The sequence below is a fragment of the Bradyrhizobium sp. CCBAU 51753 genome (genome assembly GCF_015291565.1).
Lineage (GTDB): Bacteria > Pseudomonadota > Alphaproteobacteria > Rhizobiales > Xanthobacteraceae > Bradyrhizobium > Bradyrhizobium ivorense.
The window spans coordinates 892,004-912,483 of the sequence record NZ_CP030037.1 but is presented as its reverse complement, the minus strand read 5'-3'; the positions used below and the strand labels follow the sequence as shown (position 1 = coordinate 912,483).

Genomic DNA, 20,480 nt, shown 5'->3' with positions numbered 1-20,480 from the left:
TCCCGCCAGTTCAGCGAACGCGACGCTCGTTGCTGCGCCCTCTCCCCTTGTGGGAGAGGGCATGTTCGCTGTTAGCCCTGCATTCGATCGGGTGAGGGGTCTGTCTCCGCGGAGAGAACCCCTCATCCGGCGCTTCGCGCCACCTTCTCCCACAAGGGGAGAAGGTACTAACGAGGCGCCATGCGGATGGCGCCGTCGAGGCGGATGGTTTCGCCGTTGAGCATCGCGTTCTCGACGATGTGCACGGCGAGCGCGCCGTATTCGTCGGGCTCGCCGAGGCGGGCCGGGTGCGGCACCTGGGCCCCTAAGCTCTTGCGGGCCTCCTCGTTCAAGCCCATCAGCAGCGGCGTGAAGAAGATGCCGGGCGCGATGGTGTTGACGCGGATCTTCAGGCTGGCGAGGTCGCGCGCCGCCGGCAGCGTGAGGCCGACGATGCCGCCCTTCGAGGCGGAGTAGGCGATCTGGCCGATCTGGCCTTCATAGGCGGCAACCGAGGCGGTGTTGATGACGACGCCGCGCTCCTCGCCGATGGTCTCGATGGTGGCGGCGCGCTCCGCGAACAGGCGCAGCGCGTTGAAGGTGCCGATCAGGTTGACGTTGATGATGCGGACGAATTTATCCAGCGGATAGACGCCGTCCTTGCCGACGACGCGCTGCGAGCCGCCGATGCCGGCGCAGTTAATCAGCACGCGCGCGACGCCGTGGGCGGCTTCCGCCTTGGCGATCGCGGCCTTCATCTGCTCCTCGCTGGTGACGTCGGCGTGCAGCGCGACGCCCTTCACCTCGGCCGCGACCTTCTCGGCGTTTTCCTTGTTCTGGTCGAGCACGCCGATCTTGGCGCCCTTGGCCGCCATGGCGCGCGCGGTCGCGGCGCCGAGGCCGGAGCCACCGCCGGTGATGAGAACGGCAACGTCTTTCAACTGCATGAGGGATACCTTTCCTTGGGCGTTTCTTCTCTAGACTTCGAACGTGTTATCCGGCGGCAATCGCCGCCGTTTCCTTTTTGGGATCGAGCACGCCGCCGAAGATCAGCGCTTCCATGTGCTTGATGTAGTCGCGGCAGACCTCGTCGGTGACCGGACCGACGCCGACCGCCCGCGACATCGCGTGGCGGCCGAAGAACAGATGGTCGCAGGCGCCGATCAGGCTGGTGTAGAACAGCACCGGATCGATCTTGCGGAACTCGCCGGCCTTGATGCCTTCGGCGAGCAGGCGGCGATGAAAATCGAGCAGCGGCGCGACGAAGAACTTTGACACCTCGTCCGCGGCCTGCGGCGAGCTCTCGTGCAGCAAATAGTGGATCAGCCGGTTCATGTAGGGGAACTGGTGATAGGCGCGGATGATGCCGCCGATGTGCAGCCGCAACTTCGCGCTCGGCGTGATCGGCTGCGCCAGCAGATATTCGAGCTGCGACATCTCGGTGGCGGCATCGCGCGCCAGCAGTGCCAGCAACAGCCCGTCCTTGTTGCCGAAATGATATTTCACCAGCGCGGCGTTGACCCCGGACTTCTGCGCGATGTCGGACAGCGACACCTCAATCGAGGCGCGCTCGATCATCAGGCCGCTTGCCGCGACCAACAGCTTGTCGGCAGTGGCGTTTTTACCCGCCTGAAGTCTCGTCGGTACGCTGGTATTCAACTGCGCTCTGGTCCCAGGCTCGAATGCGAGGCCGCACATAAGCCCATGGCGGGGCTGCACTCAAGAGTTAATTGATTGATTGACTAAATGCGGGGCCGTCCCTTAAATCCGGCCCAACTTGCAAAACCCCAATCCAGAACATCCAGGGAGATCAGACATGGCCGAGGCATATATCGTCGCCGCCGCTCGCACCGCGGGCGGGCGCAAGGGAGGGCGTCTCGCCGGCTGGCATCCGGCCGATCTGGCCGCGACCGTGCTGGATGCGCTGGTCGAGCGCTCCGGCGCCGACCCCGCGCAGATCGAGGACGTGATCATGGGCTGCGTGATGCAGACCGGCGAGCAGTCCACCAACATCGCGCGCAACGCCGTGATGGCCTCGAAACTGCCGGAGAGCGTGCCGGCGACCTCGATCGACCGCCAGTGCGGCTCCTCGCAGCAGGCGTTGCACTTCGCGGCGCAGGCGGTGATGTCCGGCACCATGGACTGCGTGATCGCCGCCGGCGTGGAATCGATGACCCGCGTGCCGATGGGCCTCGCCTCGCAGCTCCCCGCCAAGAACGGCTTCGGCCATTACAAGAGCCCGGGGATCGAGGCAAAGTACCCCAACATCATCTTCAGCCAGTTCACGGGCGCGGAGATGATGGCCGAGAAGTACGGCCTGTCGAAGGATGAGCTCGACGAATATTCCTACCAGAGCCATCAGCGCGCGATCGCGGCCACGCAAGCCGGCCACTTCAAGGACGAGATCGTGCCGGTGCAGATCACCCGCGCCGACGGCTCGACCGACACCCACTACATCGACGAAGGCATCCGCTTCGACGCCAGCCTCGACGGCATCAAGGGCGTCAAGCTGATCGCCGAGAACGGCAAGCTGACCGCGGCGAGCGCCAGCCAGATCTGCGACGGCGCCTCCGGCGTGATGGTCGTCAACGAGAAGGGCCTCAAGGCGCTCGGCGTCAAGCCGATGGCGCGCATCCATCACATGACCATGATCGGCCATGACCCCGTGATCATGCTAGAAGCCCCGCTGCCCGCCACCGCGCGCGCGCTGAAGAAGGCCGGCATGTCGATCGACGACATCGACCTGTTCGAGGTCAACGAGGCCTTCGCCTCGGTGCCGACCGCGTGGCTGAAGACCACCGGCGCCGATCCGGCCAAGCTCAACGTCAATGGCGGCGCGATCGCGCTCGGCCATCCGCTCGGCGGCAGCGGCACCAAGCTGATGACGACGCTGCTCAACGCGCTGAAGCAGCGCAACAAACGCTACGGCCTGCAGACTATGTGCGAAGGCGGCGGCATGGCCAATGTGACGATCGTCGAGCGACTGTAAAGTCGCGCGAAAAGCGACTGGCGAATAGCGAATAGAGGAAGCAACAAGGAGCCGCGGACAGCGAGTAGCGGGTGGCGAATAGAGGAACACGGAAGATGTCCCTATTCGCCATTCGCTACTCGCTATTCGCGTGCGGAGAGCCCGATGACCCATCCGTCCATCCACGCCCGCACCACGCCCAACAAGATCGCCTACCAGATGGCGGGCACCGGCAAGTCCATCACCTATCGCGAGCTCGACGAGCTCTCGAACCAGGGCGCGCATTTGTTCCGCTCGCTCGGCCTGAAGGCCGGCGACCACATTGCGCTGCTGATGGAAAACCGCCTCGCCTTCATGGAGCTGTGCTGGGCGGCGCAGCGCTCGGGGCTCTATTACACCGCGATCAGCCGCTATTTGACCGAAGAGGAGATCGCCTACATCGTCAAGGACTGCGGCGCGAAGGTGTTCATCACCACGCCGCACTGCGCCGACAAGGTGAAGGGGCTGATCAAGGGTGAGCCGGGCGAGCCGCTGTTCTACATGATGGACGAGCCCGAGCCCGGCTTTCGCTCCTACGACAAGGAAGCGGCTGCGCAGCCGACAACGCCGATCGCGGACGAGGTCGCCGGCTACGACATGCTGTACTCCTCAGGCACCACCGGTCGGCCCAAGGGCATCAAGAGGCAGTTCGAGGGCAACAGGATCGACGTGCCGAACCCATTCCTGCGGGTGCTGTGCGCCGACATGTGCGGCATGAACGCGAACACGATCTATTTGTCGCCGGCGCCGCTCTATCACGCGGCTCCGCTGCGCTTCAACATGATGGCGACCGTGCTCGGCGGCACCTCCATCATCATGGAGCATTTCGACGCCGAGGAATTCTTGAAGCAGGTCGAGAAGCACAAGGTGACGCAGTCGCAGCTGGTGCCGACCATGTTCGTGCGCATGCTGAAACTGCCCGACGAGGTCCGCACCCGCTACGACGTCTCCTCGCTGAAGGGCGCGATCCACGCCGCAGCGCCCTGCCCGGTCGACGTCAAGGCGAAGATGATCGAGTGGTGGGGACCGATCCTGATCGAGTATTACGCCGGCTCCGAAGGCAACGGCGTCACGGTCTCGACCTCGCAGCAGTGGCTGGCGCATCGCGGCACCGTCGGCCGCGCCGTGGTCGGCAAGGTCAAGATTTTGGACGAGAACGACGAGGAGGCGCCGGTTGGCCAGATCGGTCAGGTCTATTTCGCCGACGCACCTGTTTTCGCCTACCACAACGATCCGGAGAAGACCAAGAAGGCCTATAACGCCAAAGGCTGGTCGACGCTCGGCGATGTCGGCTACCTCGACGACGAGGGCTTTCTCTACCTCACCGACCGCAAGAGCTACATGATCATCTCCGGCGGGGTGAACATCTATCCGCAGGAGACCGAGGACGTGCTGATCACGCATCCCGCGGTCGCCGACGTCGCGGTATTCGGCGTGCCGAACGAGGAGATGGGTGAGGAGGTCAAGGCCGTGGTGCAGCCGCACGACATGGCCAAGGCCGGCCGGGAGCTCGAGGCCGAGCTGATCGCGTTCTGCCGCCAGCATCTGTCGCCGATCAAGTGCCCGAAGAGCATCGACTTCGAGGCCGAGCTGCCGCGGACGCCGACCGGGAAGCTGGTGAAGCGGCATTTGCGCGACAGGTATTGGCCGAAGACGCCGGCCAGAGCCTAGATGCTCGCCCTCCCCCAAAAGGAGGCGTGCAGCCAAAATGCCGAAAAACAACCCCATGCAAAGTAGCCGGCGGCGGCCGCCGTTCGACGAGGCGGCTGTCCGATCAGGCGACGACAGATCACGAGCTACTGACACTGTCCGATCAGGCCGCTTGACACGTCGGGCAACTCAGGGGTATTCTTCCAACATTCCGAAATTGCGCTGCGGCTACGGCCCTTCGGGGAGGGTTTGCAGGCCGCGCTTCCTCACATGTCCCGCGCTACAGCGACTCCGCCGGCTCGCACGCGGCCGACGACGCTGCGTGCAGATGCAATTGGCCGCGCTGGCCGGAGGCGGTGGTAATCCATTGCGCATCGATGTTTTGCAGATCATCCGACAGGTTGCCGCGATGGCTGCCGCCGGTCTCGAATGATCCGTTACCTTCCGGCGACATTTCGAAGATCTCGACCTGCAGATCGGGCTGCCTGACGAACATCCGCACCTTGATCTTGGTGACATGACGGCCGACCTGATACGCGCCGCAGCCGAACGCTTCCGCGGTCTGGTCGTTGCGAGCGCGCACCTGATCGAAGGTGATGACGACGTTCTGCACCGTGTTGTCGCCATCCCACAGGAACTCGCCGATATAGGCGCGCGGCAGCCTTTCGGTAAGGTCCTTGATGTCGGCGGCTTGGACGGCCGAGACCAGCAACAGGCTTGCCGCCGCGATCGCCAGACCGAGGCGCAAGATCAGGTTTGCGAACATGGCGTGGCGCATTGGCATGTATCCCGTGAACAAAGTTGCTATCGTCATTCGATAAGTTTGGAGCCGCTCGAACGTGCTCCGGCTTGTCCGTCGCGACAAGGCTGGCATAGGTTCATCCGGGCGCCGCGCGTTTTCAGTCAACTGCGCGGCATCTGCGATGATGTTGAATCAGGTGGTTATGATGGAAACGCTTCCCGACGTCCCGCTCCCCGCAACCATCCGCTCGCGTTATGTCGACGGCATCAACGGCCTGCGCATGCACGTGCTGGAGGCGGGTTTCGAGACCGCGGACCGGCCCTGCCTGTTGCTGCTGCACGGCTTTCCGGAGCTGGCGTTTTCCTGGCGCAAGGTGATGCCGGCGCTGGCCGCTGCCGGCTATCACGTGATCGCGCCGGACCAGCGCGGCTACGGCCGCACCACCGGATGGAACGCCGACTATGACGGCGATCTCACGCCATTCCGCCTGCCGAACATGGTCCGCGACGCGCTCGGGCTGGTGGCGGCGTTCGGCTACCGGCATGTCGATGCGGTGATCGGGCACGATGCCGGCTCGTCGGTCGCGGCGTGGTGCGCGCTGATCCGGCCCGACGTGTTCCGCGCGGTGGCGATGATGAGCGCGCCGTTCGCAGGACCGCCGCCGCTGCCGTTCAACACGGCAAACGGGCCGGCGAAGCCAAGGTCCGAAGATCCCGTGCATCGCGAGCTCGCGGCGCTGCCGCGGCCGCGCAAGCATTACCAATGGTACTATTCGACCCGCCCGGCCAATGACGACATGCATCGCGCGCCGCAGGGCGTGCACGATTTTCTGCGCGCCTACTACCACCACAAGAGCGCGGACTGGGCCGACAACAAGCCATATCCGCTGCAGTCGTGGTCGGCGGGCGAGCTGGCAAAGCTGCCGACCTATTACGTGATGGATCTCGCCAAGGACATGGCGGCGACCGTCGCCGAGGAAATGCCGTCACGCGAGGCGATCGCCGCCAACACATGGCTGCCGGATCATGAGCTCGCCTATTACAGCGCCGAGTATCAGCGCACCGGTTTTCAGGGCGGGCTGCAATGGTATCGCTGCGGCACCTCGGGCGCGTTCGTGCCGGAATTGCAGACCTGGGGCGGCCGCACCATCGATCAGCCGTCCGCCTTCATCTCCGGCAAGCAGGATTGGGGCACCTATCAGCGTCCCGGCGTGTTCGAGGCGATGCAGACCAAGGCGTGCACCAAAATGATCGACTGCCATCTGGTCGACGGCGCCGGCCATTGGGTGCAGCAGGAGCAGCCGGCCGAGGTCAGCCGCCTGCTGCTCAAATTCCTGCGCGAAGCCGGGACGAATTGATTCTTACGAGCGCGCGGCCTATAGTTTAGAACTATTCTAATTCTAAACTAGACTGTCGAAGGCGCCAGCCGTGAAGAATTTCGCCGATCTGACCGAGCGCGAAGTGCTCGCGGTCGCGATTGCCTCCGAGGAGGAGGACAGCCGCATCTACATGAGTTTCGCCGAGGACCTTGCGGCACGCTATCCGGATACCGCAAAGATCTTCGAGGAAATGGCCGAAGAGGAGCGCGGCCATCGTCACCGGCTGCTCGCGCTCTATGAACAGCGCTTCGGCCCGCACCTGCCGCCGATCCGGCGCGAGGACGTGAAGGGTTTCTTGCGCCGGCGCCCGATCTGGCTGACCAAAAACCTGCCGCTCGACACCATCCGCAAGGAAGTCGAGACCATGGAGCTGGAGGCCGAGCGGTTCTACGCCAAGGCCGCCGAGAAGGCCGAGGATGTCGGTGTGCGCCGGCTGCTCGGCGATCTCGCCGAGGAGGAGAAGCACCACGAGAACCTCGCGGTGAAGCTCACCGGCGACATCCTCAAGCCCGACGTGCGGGCGGAGGAAGACCGTACGCGGCGGCGGATGTTCGTGCTGCAATACGTGCAGCCCGGCCTCGCCGGCCTGATGGACGGTTCGGTCTCGACGCTGGCGCCGTTGTTCGCGGCTGCCTTCGCCACGCATCAGAACTGGCAGACGTTTCTCGTTGGCCTTGCCGCCTCGATCGGCGCCGGCATCAGCATGGGCTTTGCCGAGGCGCTGTCCGACGACGGCTCGCTGACCGGGCGCGGCTCGCCCTGGCTGCGCGGCCTGACCTGCGGGCTGATGACTACGCTCGGCGGCCTCGGCCACACCATTCCGTATCTCGTGCCCGATGCCTGGCCGAATGCATTCTGGATCGCGACCGCGATCGCCGGTGTCGTCGTGTTCTTCGAATTGTGGGCGATCGCCTTCATCCGCGCGCGCTACATGGATACGCCATTTTTGCAGGCGGTGTTCCAGATCGTGCTCGGCGGCGCGATCGTGCTCGGCGTCGGCATTCTGATCGGCGCGGCGTAGCTTCTCCCTCTCCCCGCTCTTCGCGGGGAGAGGGTTGGGGTGAGGGGCTCTCTCCACGCAGCAGACTCGCGGTGAGTCCCCCTCACCCGGATCACATTCCGCTTCGCTGCATGCGATCCGACCTCTCCCCGCAGGCGGGGCGAGGTAAGCGTGCGCCGCTTGCGAAAAGCAATTCCGATCAAACGCGGCCTCCTCTTTGCGACTACAACCGCGACCGCCTGCACGCGCAATGCTTGCGGGCAACAGACAAAACTGCGCATCATCATGCCAACAACAAACCGGGAGCACGCCGTGGCCAGATCGCAATGGAGTTTCAAGACCGCCGTCGAACTGTCGGAGGCGCTGCGCAAGAAGCAGGTTTCGGCGGTCGAGCTTGCGGAGGATGCGATCGGCCGCATCGAGCGGCACGACGGCAAGGTCAACGCGATCTGCGTGCGCGATTTCGAGCGCGGCCTCCAGGCCGCACGCGCTGCCGATGCCGCGATCGCGCGCGGCGAGCACCGGCCGCTCACCGGCATCCCCGTCACGGTGAAGGAATCCTACAATATTGCGGGACTGCCGACGACCTGGGGCTTTCCGCCGCACAAGGATTTTACGCCGGCCGAGGACTCGCTGCCGGTGACGCGGGTGAAGGACGCCGGCGGCGTGATCATCGGCAAGACCAACGTGCCGGTCGGGCTCGCCGACTGGCAGAGCTACAACGAGATCTACGGCACCACCAACAACCCCTACGATCTCGGCCGCACGCCGGGCGGCTCCTCCGGCGGATCGTCGGCGGCGCTGGCCGCGGGCTACGGCGCGCTGTCGCTCGGCTCCGACATCGGCGGCTCATTGCGCGTGCCGGCGTTTCATTGCGGCGTCTATGCGCACAAGCCGACCTTCGGCCTCGTGGCGTCGCGCGGCCACACCGCGCCGCCGGCGGTCCCGATCATCTACGAGCGCGACCTCGCGGTGATCGGCCCGATGGCGCGCGGCGCGGCCGACCTGTCGCTGCTGCTCGAGGTAATGGCCGGTCCCGATCCGCTCGATATGGGCAAGGCCTTCAAGCTCGAACTGCCGGCGCCGCGCCACGCCAGCCTGAAGGATTTCCGTATCCTCGTCATCGACACCGATCCGGTGCTGCCGACCGACAAGGCGGTGCGCGGCACCATCGACAAGCTCGCCAGCCATCTCGATAAGGCCGGCGCGAAAATCTCGCGCACGAGCCCGCTGTTGCCGGATTTCGCGGCGTCGTCGCGGCTCTATATGCGGATGCTGCTGTCGTTTCTCTCCGCCACGTTTCCGCCTGACGTCTATGCCGGCGCCTGCGCGGCGGCTGCCTTGCTGCCGGCTACTGACACCAGCCTGCAGGCTGAGCGGCTGCGCGGCATTGCGCTGAGCCATCGCGACTGGGTGCAGGCGACGTTCGCACGTTCGCGGCTGCGCGCGCAATGGCGCGAGTTCTTCGACTCCTTCGACGCGGTGATCTGCCCGCTCATGCCGACACCGGCCTATCCGCACGATCATGCGCCCGACCAGGAGCAGCGCCGCATCCTGATCGACGGCGAACCGCACGTCTATACCGACCAGCTGGCGTGGCCCGGCATCGCCACCCTGCCCGGCCTGCCCGCAACCGCAATCCCGACCGGCTTTGCGCCGGATGGATTGCCGGTGGGCGTGCAGATCGTCGGGCCGTGGCTCGAAGACCGCACGCCGCTAAAACTCGCGGAGCTGATTGAACACGAATTCGGCGGTTTCGTGCCGCCGAAGATGTTTGATGATTGAGTAAGGTCCCGACCGTCATTGCGAGCGAAGCGAAGCAATCCATCTATCCAATTGGCCGAACCATGGATTGCTTCGCTGCGCTCGCAATGACGCGAGGAGAAACAGGGAGAAACCAATGAGCAACGATCTCGAGGAGCTGACAAAACTCAACAAGGATTACGTCGACTCGGTGCAGAACTGCGACGTCAAGCGCTTCGACGAAATATTGGCGCAGGACTTTTACTGCAGCAATCCCGACAAGAGCCTGGTCGACCGCGCGGCCTTCCTGAAGCAGACCGCGATCCCGGTGAAGATCAAGAACCTGACGGCCGAGGACGTCAAGATCCGCATCCTCGGCGATTTCGCCATCATCCACGCCAAGACCAGCTATCTCAACGCCGACGGCGAGCAGGCCTATGGCCGCTACACCGACTGCTGGGCCAGGCAGGACGGCAAATGGCTCGCCGTGTCGGCACACGTCGCGCGGTGAGGCCTTCACCTCTCCCCGCGCTTTGCGGGGAGAGGTCGACGCCGGAGCGCAGCGCAGGCGGCGGGTGAGGGGCAAGGCACGATGCCCCCGCGGATGCGCGATATCCGGATTGTTGGAGTCGGACAGGTCGTCAACGCGGCAAAGATCGTGCCTTGCCCCTCACCCGGATCGCGCCGGACAATGCTGCGCATTGCCGGGGGCGATCCGACCTCTCCCCGCAAAGGGCGGGGAGAGGTGGAAGGGCGGGGAGAGGTGAAAGAGCGTCAGCTGTCGAACATGATAACGCTGCGCAGGGTCTTGCCGGCTTTCATGTTGGCAAAACCTTCGTTGATCTCGGACAGTTTCAGCTTGGCCGAGATCCAGTCTTCCAGATGCAGCTTGCCGCGCATGTAGAAATCGACCAGACGCGGCATGTCGACGCGGAAGTGGTTGGAGCCCATCGACGAGCCCTGAATCCTGCGCTCGCGCAGGAAGTCGAAACCGTGCAGCTCGATCTTCTGGCCGAAGGGGATCATGCCGACGATGGTCGCGGTGCCGCCCGGCGCCAGCATGCCGAACGCCTGCTCGGCAGTGTCCTTGCGGCCGAGCACCTCGAAGGAATGCTGCACGCCGCCGCCGGTGAGCTCGCGCACCTGCTGCACGACGTCGCCGCGCGCGGGATCGACGATGTCGGTGGCCCCTAACTTGGTGGCGAGTTGCAGCTTGGCCGGGTTGGTATCGATCGCGATGATGCGGCCGGCGCCGGCGATCTGCGCGCCGTTGATCGCGGCCATGCCGACGCCGCCGCAGCCGATCACCGCCACGGTCTCGCCGGCCGTCACCTTTGCGGTGTTCACCACGGCGCCATAGCCGGTGATGACGCCGCAGCCGATCAGCGCGGCGAGGTCGAGCGGCATCTCCTTCTTGATCTTCACGATGGCGTTCTCGTGCACCAGCATCTGCTCGGCGAAGGACGACAAATTGAGGAACTGATGCAGCTTCTCCGATCTGTTCCAGGACATGCGGTTGGAGGCGCCCGGCAGCATCTTCACCGTGGTGTCGGTGCACAGCACGGTGCGGCCGGTGGTGCAATTGTCGCAAGTGCCGCAGAACACGGAGAGACAAGTGACGACGTGATCGCCGGGCTTCACATAGTTGACGTTGGAGCCGACCTTCTCGACCACGCCAGCCGATTCATGGCCGAGCACCGCCGGCAGCGGGTGCGGATACAGGCCTTCCATGAAGTGCAGGTCGGAATGGCAGAGGCCGGCGACCGCGGTGCGGATCAGGACCTCGCGCGGCCCCGGATTGGGCAGGCTGACATCCTCGATCACCAGCGGCTTGTTGACTTCATGCAGGACGGCGGCCTTCATCGGGTTTCCTCTCGTGTTTATTGTTTCTCTTCGGCCTCTCCCATAGGGCCCAAGGGGTGCAGACAATCACGCGGCTGATCTTGCTCAAGCCATACGGGAGGTGGGAGGGCTCTCTCCCCCCTTGCGGGGGAGAGTTGGAGAGAGGGGTAAGCCACAGACACCGCTCGTGCGGCTTACCCCTCTCCCTAACCCTCCCCCGCAAGGGGGGAGGGAACCCACCCGTTCGTGCCTCCCTGACTTGTGCACGGTCGTGCAGATGTGCGCAAACACTCGCCCGATGGAAGAGGTAAGAAGCCTACGCTGCGATGAGCAATTCGCCAACCTCGGCCATGCCGACGGCGCGATCGCCGAGCAGGTGCTCGGTCATCGTGCGCTGAACGGAATTTTCCGTGAGCTGGAACGGATCGCCCGGCATCACGCGGTGGTCGATCACCATCCGCGACAGCAGCAGCCGGCGCGCATCGCCGCGCATCTCGTGGATGCGGCCGCCCTCCCACGCCAGCGCCACTGCGCTCGCGACATGATAGAGCAGGCTGGTGGCGCGCCGCGCATCGCCCTCATTGTCGATGCGGCTTGCGACCTCGCGCGCGAACGCGATCGCGCGATCGCTGAGGTCGCGCAAGCGGTTGCGCCAGGCTTGCGGCACATTGGCGCTGTCGTCGAGCCGCGCATGCAGGTCGGCGGCGAGCGCAGCGTCGGCACCATGGCGGCCGACCGCGCGCTTCAGCGCATCGATCGCGACGATGTTGCCGGTGCCTTCCCAGATCGAGCCGAGATGCGCATCGCGCAACAGCCGCGGCGTGACGAATTCCTCGATGTAGCCGATGCCGCCGCGCATCTCCATCGCATCGCCGCAGACTTTTCGGGCATCGCGGGTGGCGCGGAACTTCAAGGTCGGGGTCAGGATGCGGAGCAGCGCCGCGGCATCCTGGCTGCCGGCCTCGGCGCGGTCGAGCGCATCGGCGGTGAGAAAGCTCATCGACAGCGCCTGCTCGGTCGGCAGCAGGATCTTCATCAGCTGCCGCCGCGCCAGCGGCAGATCGATGATGCGCTGACCGAACACCACGCGATTTCGCGCCACCGTGATCGCATCATGCCAGGCGCGGCGCATCAGCGCGGTCGACTTCACGCCGTTGGACAGCCGCGATGAGTTCACCATTTCGGCCATCTGGACAAAGCCGCGGTCGAGCTTGCCGACGGCATAGGCGATGGCGCCGTCGAGCTTGATCTCACCCGAGGCCATCGAGCGGGTGCCGAGCTTGTCCTTCAGCCGCACGATCCGGTAGTGGTTCTGCGAACCATCGTGGAGGAAGCGCGGCATCAGGAACAGGCCGACGCCGCTTGTGCCCGGACCCGCGCCCTCGGGGCGCGCCAGCAGCATCACCACCTTGGCGTCGGCATTCGAGCAGAACCACTTTTCGCCGTAGAGCCGCCAGTGGTCGCCCTCCCGCACCGCGCGCGTGGTCAGCGTGCCGACGTCGGAGCCGCCTTCCTTCTCGGTCATGAACTGGCCGCCCTGCGTCAGCTTGCTCATGTCGGTCTGGGTCAGGCCGTCGAGATATTTTGCCTTGAGCGCCTCGCTGCCGAAATTCGCCAGCAGCTTTGCGCAGCCGTCGGTGACGTTGATCGGACAGCCCATGCCGAATTCGGTCTGGTTGAACAGGAAGGTGAAGGCGTGTTTCGCAACCACGGGATATTTGTCCGGCCAGCCCATGATGCCCTTGCGGATCGACAGCGCGTGAATGCCGAACTCGCCGAACGCCGCCTTCTCGATCTCGCGATAGGCCGGATGGTATTCGATCTGCTGGACGTCGCGGCCGAACTTGTCGCGCTGGTGCAGCACCGGCGTGTGGCGATCGGCAAGCCGCGCGCATTCGTCGAGATAGCCGCCGGCGAGGCCACCGAGCCGGTCGAGATGCGGCTCGATATGGCGGAACAAGGCGTCGGGCAGATGCAGCTTCAGCAGATCGGTCAGCGCCGGATCAGCCCGATAGAAGTTCATTCCCGTCGTGTCGGGGGCCAACAATCCCGGCTGGCTGGCCGAAGATGAAAAATCTTGCTTGAGTGGCTGCATTGAATTCCCGGCTGCGTTCCTCATGTTTTCAGACAAGACTATCCTCCCCCGGCTGAGCAAAGGAAAGCCCAATGGACATCCCAAAATACAAGATCGCCCTGATCGTCGGCGCCGGCGAAGGGCTGAGCGCCTCGCTGGCGCGGCTATTTTCGCGGGAGGGAATTCGTGTGGCGCTGGCTGCGCGCAGCATCGAGAAGCTCGGCGCGCTCTGCACCGAGACCGACGCGCGCGCCTATGCCTGCGATGCCACCAAGGCTGACGATGTCGAGCGCCTGTTCGGCCTCGTCGAGCGCGAGATCGGGACGCCCGACGTCGTGGTCTACAACGCCAGCGGCCGCTCGCGCGGGCCGTTCGTCGAGCTGGTGCCGTCGGAGGTCGAGCGGGCGATCGCGGTCTCGGCGTTCGGCGGCTTCCTGGTGGCGCAGGAGGCGGCGAAGCGCATGCTGCCCAGCAAGAAGGGCGCGATCCTGTTCACCGGCGCCTCCGCCAGCGTGAAGGGCTATGCGCAATCGGCGCCGTTCGCGATGGGCAAGTTCGCGCTGCGCGGGCTGGCCCAGAGCATGGCGCGCGAATTGTCGCCGCAAGGCATCCATGTCGCGCATTTCGTGATCGACGGCGGCATCCGTAGCGCCGCCCGCACCGAGCCCGCCGATCGGCCGGATTCGATGCTCGATCCGGACGCGATCGCGCTGAGCTACTGGAACGTGCTGCAGCAGCCGCGCAGCGCCTGGACCTGGGAGCTGGAATTGCGGCCGTGGGTCGAGAAGTTTTGAGATGACGATGATCATCCAAAAGGCGTAGGTTGCGCGAAAGGTGACCACGTTCGTCATTGCGAGCGAAGCGAAGCAATCCATCTCTCCCCGAGACGAAGCATGGATTGCTTCGCTGCGCTCGCAATGACGGGGAAACAGGGAAGGAAAAACATGACCAACGAAATCAAGATCGAAACCGGCACCGACGAACTGCTCTGCGTGATCCGCGACCGCGTCGCCATCATCACGCTGAACCGTCCCGACGCGCGCAACTCGCTGTCGGATACGCTGACGCCGGCGCTGCGGACGATGATCCGGACCTGCGGCGAGAACCCGGAGGTCGGCGTGCTGCTGCTCACTGGCGCCGGCAAGGCGTTTTGCGCCGGCGGCAACGTCAAGGGCATGGGTGCGCATCGCGACTCGAAGAAGCTCGAAATGTCCTACGAGGACAAGGTCGCCGACCTGCAGGAGCGCCAGCGCCTGCTCACCGGCGCGCTCGCCTCGGTGCGCAAGCCGACCATCGCCGCGCTGCCCGGCCCCGCGGTCGGCGCCGGGCTTGCGATCGCGATGGCCTGCGACATCAGGATCGCGGCGCAATCCGCCTTCATCTCGACCGGCTATCTGCGGGTGGCGCTGAGCGGCGATTACGGCATCGCCTGGCTCTTGACGCGCCTGGTCGGCACCTCGCGCGCCCGCGAACTGATGTTCACCTCCGAGAAGGTCGATGCTGCGAGGTGCGAGCAGATCGGCCTCGTCAACCGCGTGGTGCCGGACGAAGCGCTGCAGGACGAGGCGTTTGCGCTGGCCAAATCGATCGCCGAGGGCCCGACCCTGGCGCTGCGCTACATGAAGGACAATCTCGACGAAGCCCTGCAGTTCGACTTCGCCACCGCGCGCGACCACGAGGCCGAGCGGCTGGTCCGCCTCACCACGACCGCCGATCACAAAGAAGCGGTGCAGGCGTTCATCGACAAGCGCAAGCCGGTGTTCCGGGGGTCGTAGCCTCCTTCTCCCCGCGTGCAGGGACGAGACGAGCGAAGCTCGCTCTGGGAAGGTCGGGATGAGGGGGAGCCTCCGCGTCGTCGGTGAGAGGAGCGTATGCGGAGACTCCCCCTCACCCGGATCGCATTGACATGCGATCCGGCCTCTCCCCGCAAGCGGGGCGAGGCGAAGAGAGAGCGTAGCCCGGATGGAGCGTAGCGTAATCCGGGAAACTTCAGCGGAGAGACTGATCCCGGATTGCGCTTCGCTTCATCCGGGCTACGGGACTGAAGTTAGCAAAGAAAAAGGCCCGGTTCTGGGGAGGCCAGAACCGGGCCAGTCAAGTCAAACCGCAAGCGAGGACATCGCGGCCGAGCGGGATACGGCGGCAAGCCGCCAGCTGGCACAGGGAATGTCTTGCGGTTCGACGTGGATCTCTTTTGCGAAGCGCACCAGCTTCCAGTCGCCGGGGCTCGCGGTGAAGGCGTAGCCGGACTTGCGGGCAAGCCCGATCATGGTCGCGTTGGAACGCAGCGTGTCGCCAAAGATGCGCTCGGCTCCGAGGGACGCCGCGCGGCACTCGAGGTTCTTCAGCAGCGCCTTGCCAATGCCGAGGCCTTGCCACCGGTCATCGATCGACAGGCCGAACTCGACGCTCGACGTATCGGCATGGAAGGCGTAGCGGGCTTCGCCGACGATGGTCTCGAAGCCATCGACCAGCATCGTCGCGACCACCGTGAACCGGTCAGCCTCGCCGACATGGAGAAAACGCTCGAGCTCCGACTTCGGCAGCTCGCTCAGCGCGCCCAGGAAGCGGCTGTATCGGGACCCCGCGGAGAGCGAACGGATGTAGTTCTGCAGCTCCTCGCGGTCGCGCGGCTCGACGAAACGCACCCTGATCTCGCGGCCGTCCCTGGCGCGCAGCACGTCGGAATATTGCTTGAGATCATCGAGACGCAGCGCAGTCATGACACGCTCCTCGGGTGAAAATTAACCGGCGCCCCTCTCGGGAGGCGGGCGCCGGGATGGCGTCCTGATCAGGCCCGCCAGAACGGCTTTTCGGTTTCGAAAGCCACGTCGCTCCGGGACACCCCGATGTCGTGCAGATCGCGGTCCGACCACTGCGACAGCTCGCGGCGGCGCTCATAGCGCTCCCACCAGACGTGCAGGGTGTCGCTGACCTGGTTCAAAAGACCCGAGACATGAACATGAGGGGCATGATGATTTGTCATCGATTCATGCGTGAAAATGGACATTTGCGGCTCCTATCGGTAACCTGTTCGCGGTAATATCTGCCCGGCCAGCGCTTTCCACAAACGACACTTTGTACCGTTTCGCATGAATTAAAGTCATGAATTAGGACGCCCCGGAAATGACCAGCCGACTGCCTTCGCTGAACGGCCTGCGGGCGTTCGAGGCCGCCGCGCGGCACATGAGCTTTACGCTGGCGGCGTCCGAGCTGAACGTGACGCAGACCGCGATCAGCCATCAGATCCGCCGGCTGGAGGAAGAACTCGGCGTGCGGCTGTTCGTGCGCCAGAACCGCTCGCTGAGCCTGACGCCGGAGGCCGCCGAATACCTCCCCGGCGTCCGCGCCGCGTTCAACGACCTGCGGCTGGCGACCGACCGCCTGCTGCGCCGGGATGACGACCATGTGCTGACGGTGTCGACGCTGGCGTCGCTCGCGGCCAAATGGCTGTTGCCGCGGCTGGCCGCCTTCCAGGAAGCGCATCCCGGCATCGATGTCCGCATCACCACCTCGACCACCCTGGTCGATTTCCAGCGCGACAAGGTCGACGCCGCGATCCGCTACGGCCGCGGCCAGTGGGCCGGCTTGCGGGCCGACTGGCTGATGGCGGATGAGCTATTTCCGGTATGCAGCCCGTCGCTGCTGCAGGGAAGCAAGCCGCTGCAGACCCCGCAGGACCTGGGGGACCATGTGTTGCTGCATACCAGCGGCGCCAACAGCGACGACTGGCGGCTGTGGCTGACCGCGGCCGGATTGCCCGCCGACATTTCCAAACAGCCCGGCGTCACCTTCGACCTGCAGTTCGTGACCATTCAGGCCGCGATCGACGGAATCGGCATTGCGATGGGCCGCACCTCCTATGTGCGGGACGACATCGCCAAGGGCCGTCTCGTGGTTCCCTTTGAGATCACGATGCCGGCCGACGCCGGCTTCTACCTGGTCTCGCCCCAGGGACGGGCGGATTCGCCGAAACTTGCCGCATTCCGCGGCTGGCTCGGCAGCGCGGCGCACGCGACGTCCTGATCCGGCGCGGCGCGAGCTGCCGCGGCGCGACTTTCTCCTACGGCGTTTTTCGCATGGCTCCGGCCCAGTTTCGGGTTGGTGGCGCCGGACAGGCGTGCCAAATTGTCGCACATGGCAGGCTAACTGCCTTGGCCGGCGAGACAATTTCCGCCGGCCCGTTGCGCCACGGGGAGGAATTGACGTTATGTCGCAGTCGAGTTCATCGCAAACACCGCAAATCAAATCGCGCCTCGGCGCCATCCTGCGCGCGACCAGCGGCAATTTCCTCGAACAATTCGACTTCTTCCTGTTCGGCTTCTATGCGCCGCTGATTGCCAAGGCGTTTTTCCCCTCGGAGAACGAGACCGCGGCGCTGCTCAACGCGTTCGGCGTGTTCTGGCTCGGCGCCTTGATGCGCCCGGTCGGCGCCGTCGTGCTTGGCGCCTACATCGACAAGATCGGCCGCCGCAAGGGCCTGATCGTGACGCTATCGATCATGGCTGTCGGCACCGTGGTGATCGCGATCTGCCCGACCTATGCGACCATCGGCATTGCTGCGCCGATCATCGTGCTGATCGCCCGCCTGCTGCAGGGCTTCTCCGCCGGCGTCGAGCTCGGCGGCGTCTCGGTCTATCTCGCGGAGATCGCGACGCCCGGCAACCGCGGCTTCTACACCTCGTTCCAGTCGGCGAGCCAGCAGGTCGCGATCTTCGTCGCCTCGATTCTCGGCTTCGTGCTGAGCGAGAGCATGCCGGCCGAAACCGTCGCGGCCTGGGGCTGGCGCATCCCGTTCTTCGTCGGCTGCCTGATCATCCCGGTGATCTTCTTCCTGCGCCGCACGCTGGAGGAGACGCCGGCGTTCCTGGCGATGAAGAAGCATCCGACCGCGAGCGAGGCGTTCGCCTCGGCGCTGGCGAACTGGCGGATCATCCTCCTCGGCATGATGATCGCGGTACTGACCACGACGACCTTCTACTTCGTCACGGTGTACACGCCGACCTTCGGCAAGACCGTGCTGAAGCTGTCGACCCAGGATGCGCTGCTGGTGACGCTGCTAGTCGCGGTCACCAATTTCATCTGGAATCCGGTCGGCGGCGCGGTCTCCGACCGGCTCGGCCGCAAGCCGGTGCTGCTCGCGATCGCGGGGCTGTCCTTCGTGACGGCCTATCCGGCGCTGCACTGGCTGGTGACCAATCCGAGCTTCGGCAAGATGCTGGCGGTCGAGATGATGTTCTCGTTCTATTTCGGCGTCTACAGCGGCACCATGCTGGGCTGCCTGGTCGAGATCGTGCCGGCGCATGTCCGCACCACCAGCTTCTCGCTGGCCTTTGCGCTCGCGGCCGGGCTGTTCGGCACCTTCACGCCGTTCGCCTCGACCTGGCTGATCCAGCACACCGGCGACAAGGCCTCGCCCTGCTACTGGCTGATGTTCGGCGCCGCGCTCGGCATCGCCGCAGCGCTGATCGTCTATCGCGGCGGCCAGACCATCGAACAGCGCGAGGCGGTTGCGGCCTGATCGTCTGCATTGCAATCGGGGCAGGCCGACCGCCTGCCCCGGCATGTTGCTTTCCATGCCAACAACGATAACAAGAGCGCATGGTTGATCTGACGCGCAGGTTCGACGTGCTGGTGATCGGCGGCGGCAACGCCGCCCTTTGCGCTGCGATCTCTGCGCGCCGCGCCGGCGCTTCCGTGCTGGTGCTGGAAGGCGCGCCAAAGTTCTACCGCGGCGGCAATACCCGACATACGCGCAACATGCGCTGCGCCCATGATGCGGCGACCGAGATCCTCACCGGCCCCTACACCGAGGAGGAGTTCTGGAAGGATTTGCTGCTGGTGACCGGCGGCCAGACCGACGAGGAACTGGCCCGCTTCATGATCCATGAGTCCAAGGACATTTTGAACTGGATCGTCGAGCAGGGCGTGCGCTGGCAGCCCTCGCTCGGCGGCACGCTGAGCCTCGGTCGCACCAACTCGTTCTTCCTCGGCGGCGGCCGGGCGATGCTCAATGCGCTGTACCGCACGGCAGAGGAGTTCGGCGTCGATGTGCTCTACGATGCCGAGGTGATCGATCTCAAGATCGAGGACGGCATGTTCCTGTCGGCTGCACTGAAGCAACCGGTCGGCGGCAAGACCGAGGTGCGCGCCTCGACGCTGGTTGCAGCCGCCGGCGGCTTCGAGGCCAACATCGAGTGGCTGAAGCAATATTGGGGCGAGGCCGCCGACAATTTCCTGATCCGCGGCACACCTTATAACCGCGGCGCGATCCTCAAGATGCTGCTGGCAAAGGGCGTGCAGGAGATCGGCGATCCCACGCAGTGCCATGCGGTGGCGATCGACGCCCGCGCGCCGAAATTCGATGGCGGCATCATCACGCGCCATGACTCCGTCGTGTTCGGCATCGTCGTCAACAAGCACGCCGAGCGCTTCTACGACGAGGGCGAGGACATCTGGCCCAAGCGCTATGCGATCTGGGGCCGCCTGGTCGCGGCACAGCCGGACCAGATCGCCTACATCATCTTCGATTCCACCGTCGTGACCAGCTTCATGCCGACGCTGTTTCCGCCGATCGCCGGCGCGACCATCGCCGAGCTTGCCGGCAAGCTCGAGCTCGATGCAGGCGCGCTGGAAAAGACCATCACCGAATTCAATGCCGCGGTGCAGCCGGGCACGTTCGATCACACCATCCTCGACGACTGCGCGACCCAAGGCATCACGCCGCCGAAGACGCATTGGGCGCGCAAGATCGACACGCCGCCCTACCTCGCCTACCCGGTGCGGCCCGGCATCACCTTCACCTATCTCGGCACCCGCGTGAACAGAGAGGCGCGGATGCTGATGAAGGACGGCAAGCCGTCCGCCAACATGTTCGCCGCCGGCGAGATCATGGCCGGCAACGTGCTGGGCAAGGGCTACGCCGCCGGCATGGGCATGACCATCGGCAGCGTATTCGGCCGCGTCGCCGGTCGGGAAGCGGCGAAGAATGCGCGGAACTAAGCGCAGCGCTCACTTCACCTCGCCCCGCTTGCGGGGAGAGGTCGGATTGCGCTCGGCGATGCG

Annotated in this window: 18 protein-coding genes; 11 read left to right on the top strand and 7 right to left on the bottom strand. The window is 65.0% G+C overall.

The window, feature by feature from the left end:
• Nucleotides 1–167 precede the first annotated feature (167 nt).
• Together XH93_RS04140 and XH93_RS04135 are read right to left on the bottom strand one after the other, a co-directional pair.
• Nucleotides 168–926 carry an SDR family NAD(P)-dependent oxidoreductase gene (locus tag XH93_RS04140; protein ID WP_194472551.1) on the bottom strand — a complete coding sequence of 253 codons (759 nt, stop codon included), beginning with the start codon at nucleotides 924–926 and terminating at the stop codon, nucleotides 168–170.
• A gap of 46 nt (nucleotides 927–972) precedes the next feature.
• Nucleotides 973–1,638, bottom strand: a complete 666-nt coding sequence (locus XH93_RS04135) for a TetR family transcriptional regulator (RefSeq protein ID WP_371814921.1) — start codon at nucleotides 1,636–1,638, stop codon at nucleotides 973–975.
• Between the two features lie 157 nt (nucleotides 1,639–1,795).
• On the opposite strand from XH93_RS04135, the gene XH93_RS04130 reads away from it, so the two are divergent.
• Nucleotides 1,796–2,968 (top strand): acetyl-CoA C-acetyltransferase, encoded by a 1,173-nt coding sequence (locus XH93_RS04130; protein ID WP_194472549.1) that lies wholly within the window; start codon nucleotides 1,796–1,798, stop codon nucleotides 2,966–2,968.
• Nucleotides 2,969–3,112: 144 nt separating this feature from the next.
• Entirely contained in the window at nucleotides 3,113–4,657 is a 1,545-nt protein-coding gene (locus XH93_RS04125; RefSeq protein WP_194472548.1) for an acyl-CoA synthetase, read from the top strand.
• A 259-nt stretch (nucleotides 4,658–4,916) separates the two neighbouring features.
• Here the strand turns inward: XH93_RS04125 and XH93_RS04120 are convergent, their stop codons facing one another.
• Nucleotides 4,917–5,414 (bottom strand): hypothetical protein, encoded by a 498-nt coding sequence (locus XH93_RS04120; RefSeq protein ID WP_194472547.1) that lies wholly within the window; start codon nucleotides 5,412–5,414, stop codon nucleotides 4,917–4,919.
• A gap of 169 nt (nucleotides 5,415–5,583) precedes the next feature.
• Between XH93_RS04120 and XH93_RS04115 the strand changes: the two genes are divergently transcribed.
• The 4 genes from XH93_RS04115 (at nucleotide 5,584) to XH93_RS04100 (ending at nucleotide 10,010) form a co-directional block, all read left to right on the top strand.
• Nucleotides 5,584–6,735, top strand: coding sequence for an alpha/beta hydrolase (locus XH93_RS04115; protein WP_194472546.1), 1,152 nt, complete (start codon nucleotides 5,584–5,586; stop codon nucleotides 6,733–6,735).
• Between the two features lie 70 nt (nucleotides 6,736–6,805).
• A complete protein-coding gene (gene mbfA, locus XH93_RS04110) occupies nucleotides 6,806–7,777 on the top strand; it encodes an iron exporter MbfA (RefSeq protein ID WP_139858638.1) in 972 nt (323 codons plus the stop codon).
• 291 nt (nucleotides 7,778–8,068) lie between these two features.
• Entirely contained in the window at nucleotides 8,069–9,541 is a 1,473-nt protein-coding gene (locus tag XH93_RS04105; RefSeq protein ID WP_194472545.1) for an amidase, read from the top strand.
• Between the two features lie 115 nt (nucleotides 9,542–9,656).
• On the top strand, nucleotides 9,657–10,010 hold the full coding sequence (locus XH93_RS04100; protein WP_194472544.1) for a nuclear transport factor 2 family protein: 354 nt from the start codon (nucleotides 9,657–9,659) through the stop codon (nucleotides 10,008–10,010).
• Nucleotides 10,011–10,273: 263 nt separating this feature from the next.
• Here the strand turns inward: XH93_RS04100 and XH93_RS04095 are convergent, their stop codons facing one another.
• Both XH93_RS04095 and XH93_RS04090 read right to left on the bottom strand, forming a co-directional pair.
• Nucleotides 10,274–11,362 (bottom strand): Zn-dependent alcohol dehydrogenase, encoded by a 1,089-nt coding sequence (locus XH93_RS04095; RefSeq protein WP_194472543.1) that lies wholly within the window; start codon nucleotides 11,360–11,362, stop codon nucleotides 10,274–10,276.
• Between the two features lie 295 nt (nucleotides 11,363–11,657).
• The gene (locus XH93_RS04090) at nucleotides 11,658–13,436 is read right to left on the bottom strand and encodes an acyl-CoA dehydrogenase family protein (RefSeq protein WP_194472542.1); all 1,779 of its coding nucleotides are present in this window, start codon (nucleotides 13,434–13,436) and stop codon (nucleotides 11,658–11,660) included.
• Nucleotides 13,437–13,507: 71 nt separating this feature from the next.
• Here XH93_RS04090 and XH93_RS04085 point away from each other — a divergent pair, with 71 nt between their 5' ends.
• The gene (locus XH93_RS04085; RefSeq protein WP_194472541.1) at nucleotides 13,508–14,209 is read left to right on the top strand and encodes an SDR family NAD(P)-dependent oxidoreductase; all 702 of its coding nucleotides are present in this window, start codon (nucleotides 13,508–13,510) and stop codon (nucleotides 14,207–14,209) included.
• Between the two features lie 150 nt (nucleotides 14,210–14,359).
• Nucleotides 14,360–15,190: an enoyl-CoA hydratase gene (locus XH93_RS04080; RefSeq protein ID WP_194472540.1), complete on the top strand. Its 831-nt coding sequence runs from the start codon at nucleotides 14,360–14,362 to the stop codon at nucleotides 15,188–15,190.
• Between the two features lie 324 nt (nucleotides 15,191–15,514).
• On the opposite strand, the gene XH93_RS04075 is transcribed toward XH93_RS04080, so the two are convergent.
• Both XH93_RS04075 and XH93_RS04070 read right to left on the bottom strand, forming a co-directional pair.
• Nucleotides 15,515–16,138 carry a GNAT family N-acetyltransferase gene (locus XH93_RS04075; RefSeq protein WP_194472539.1) on the bottom strand — a complete coding sequence of 208 codons (624 nt, stop codon included), beginning with the start codon at nucleotides 16,136–16,138 and terminating at the stop codon, nucleotides 15,515–15,517.
• Between the two features lie 68 nt (nucleotides 16,139–16,206).
• A complete protein-coding gene (locus XH93_RS04070) occupies nucleotides 16,207–16,425 on the bottom strand; it encodes a DUF1127 domain-containing protein (protein ID WP_172627194.1) in 219 nt (72 codons plus the stop codon).
• Between the two features lie 116 nt (nucleotides 16,426–16,541).
• Here XH93_RS04070 and XH93_RS04065 point away from each other — a divergent pair, with 116 nt between their 5' ends.
• The 3 genes from XH93_RS04065 (at nucleotide 16,542) to tcuA (ending at nucleotide 20,417) form a co-directional block, all read left to right on the top strand.
• Entirely contained in the window at nucleotides 16,542–17,441 is a 900-nt protein-coding gene (locus tag XH93_RS04065) for a transcriptional regulator GcvA (protein WP_194472538.1), read from the top strand.
• 184 nt (nucleotides 17,442–17,625) lie between these two features.
• Complete coding sequence (locus tag XH93_RS04060) at nucleotides 17,626–18,936, top strand: MFS transporter (protein ID WP_194472537.1); 1,311 nt, start codon at nucleotides 17,626–17,628, stop codon at nucleotides 18,934–18,936.
• 80 nt (nucleotides 18,937–19,016) lie between these two features.
• Nucleotides 19,017–20,417, top strand: a complete 1,401-nt coding sequence (gene tcuA / locus XH93_RS04055; RefSeq protein WP_194472536.1) for an FAD-dependent tricarballylate dehydrogenase TcuA — start codon at nucleotides 19,017–19,019, stop codon at nucleotides 20,415–20,417.
• Nucleotides 20,418–20,480 lie beyond the last annotated feature (63 nt).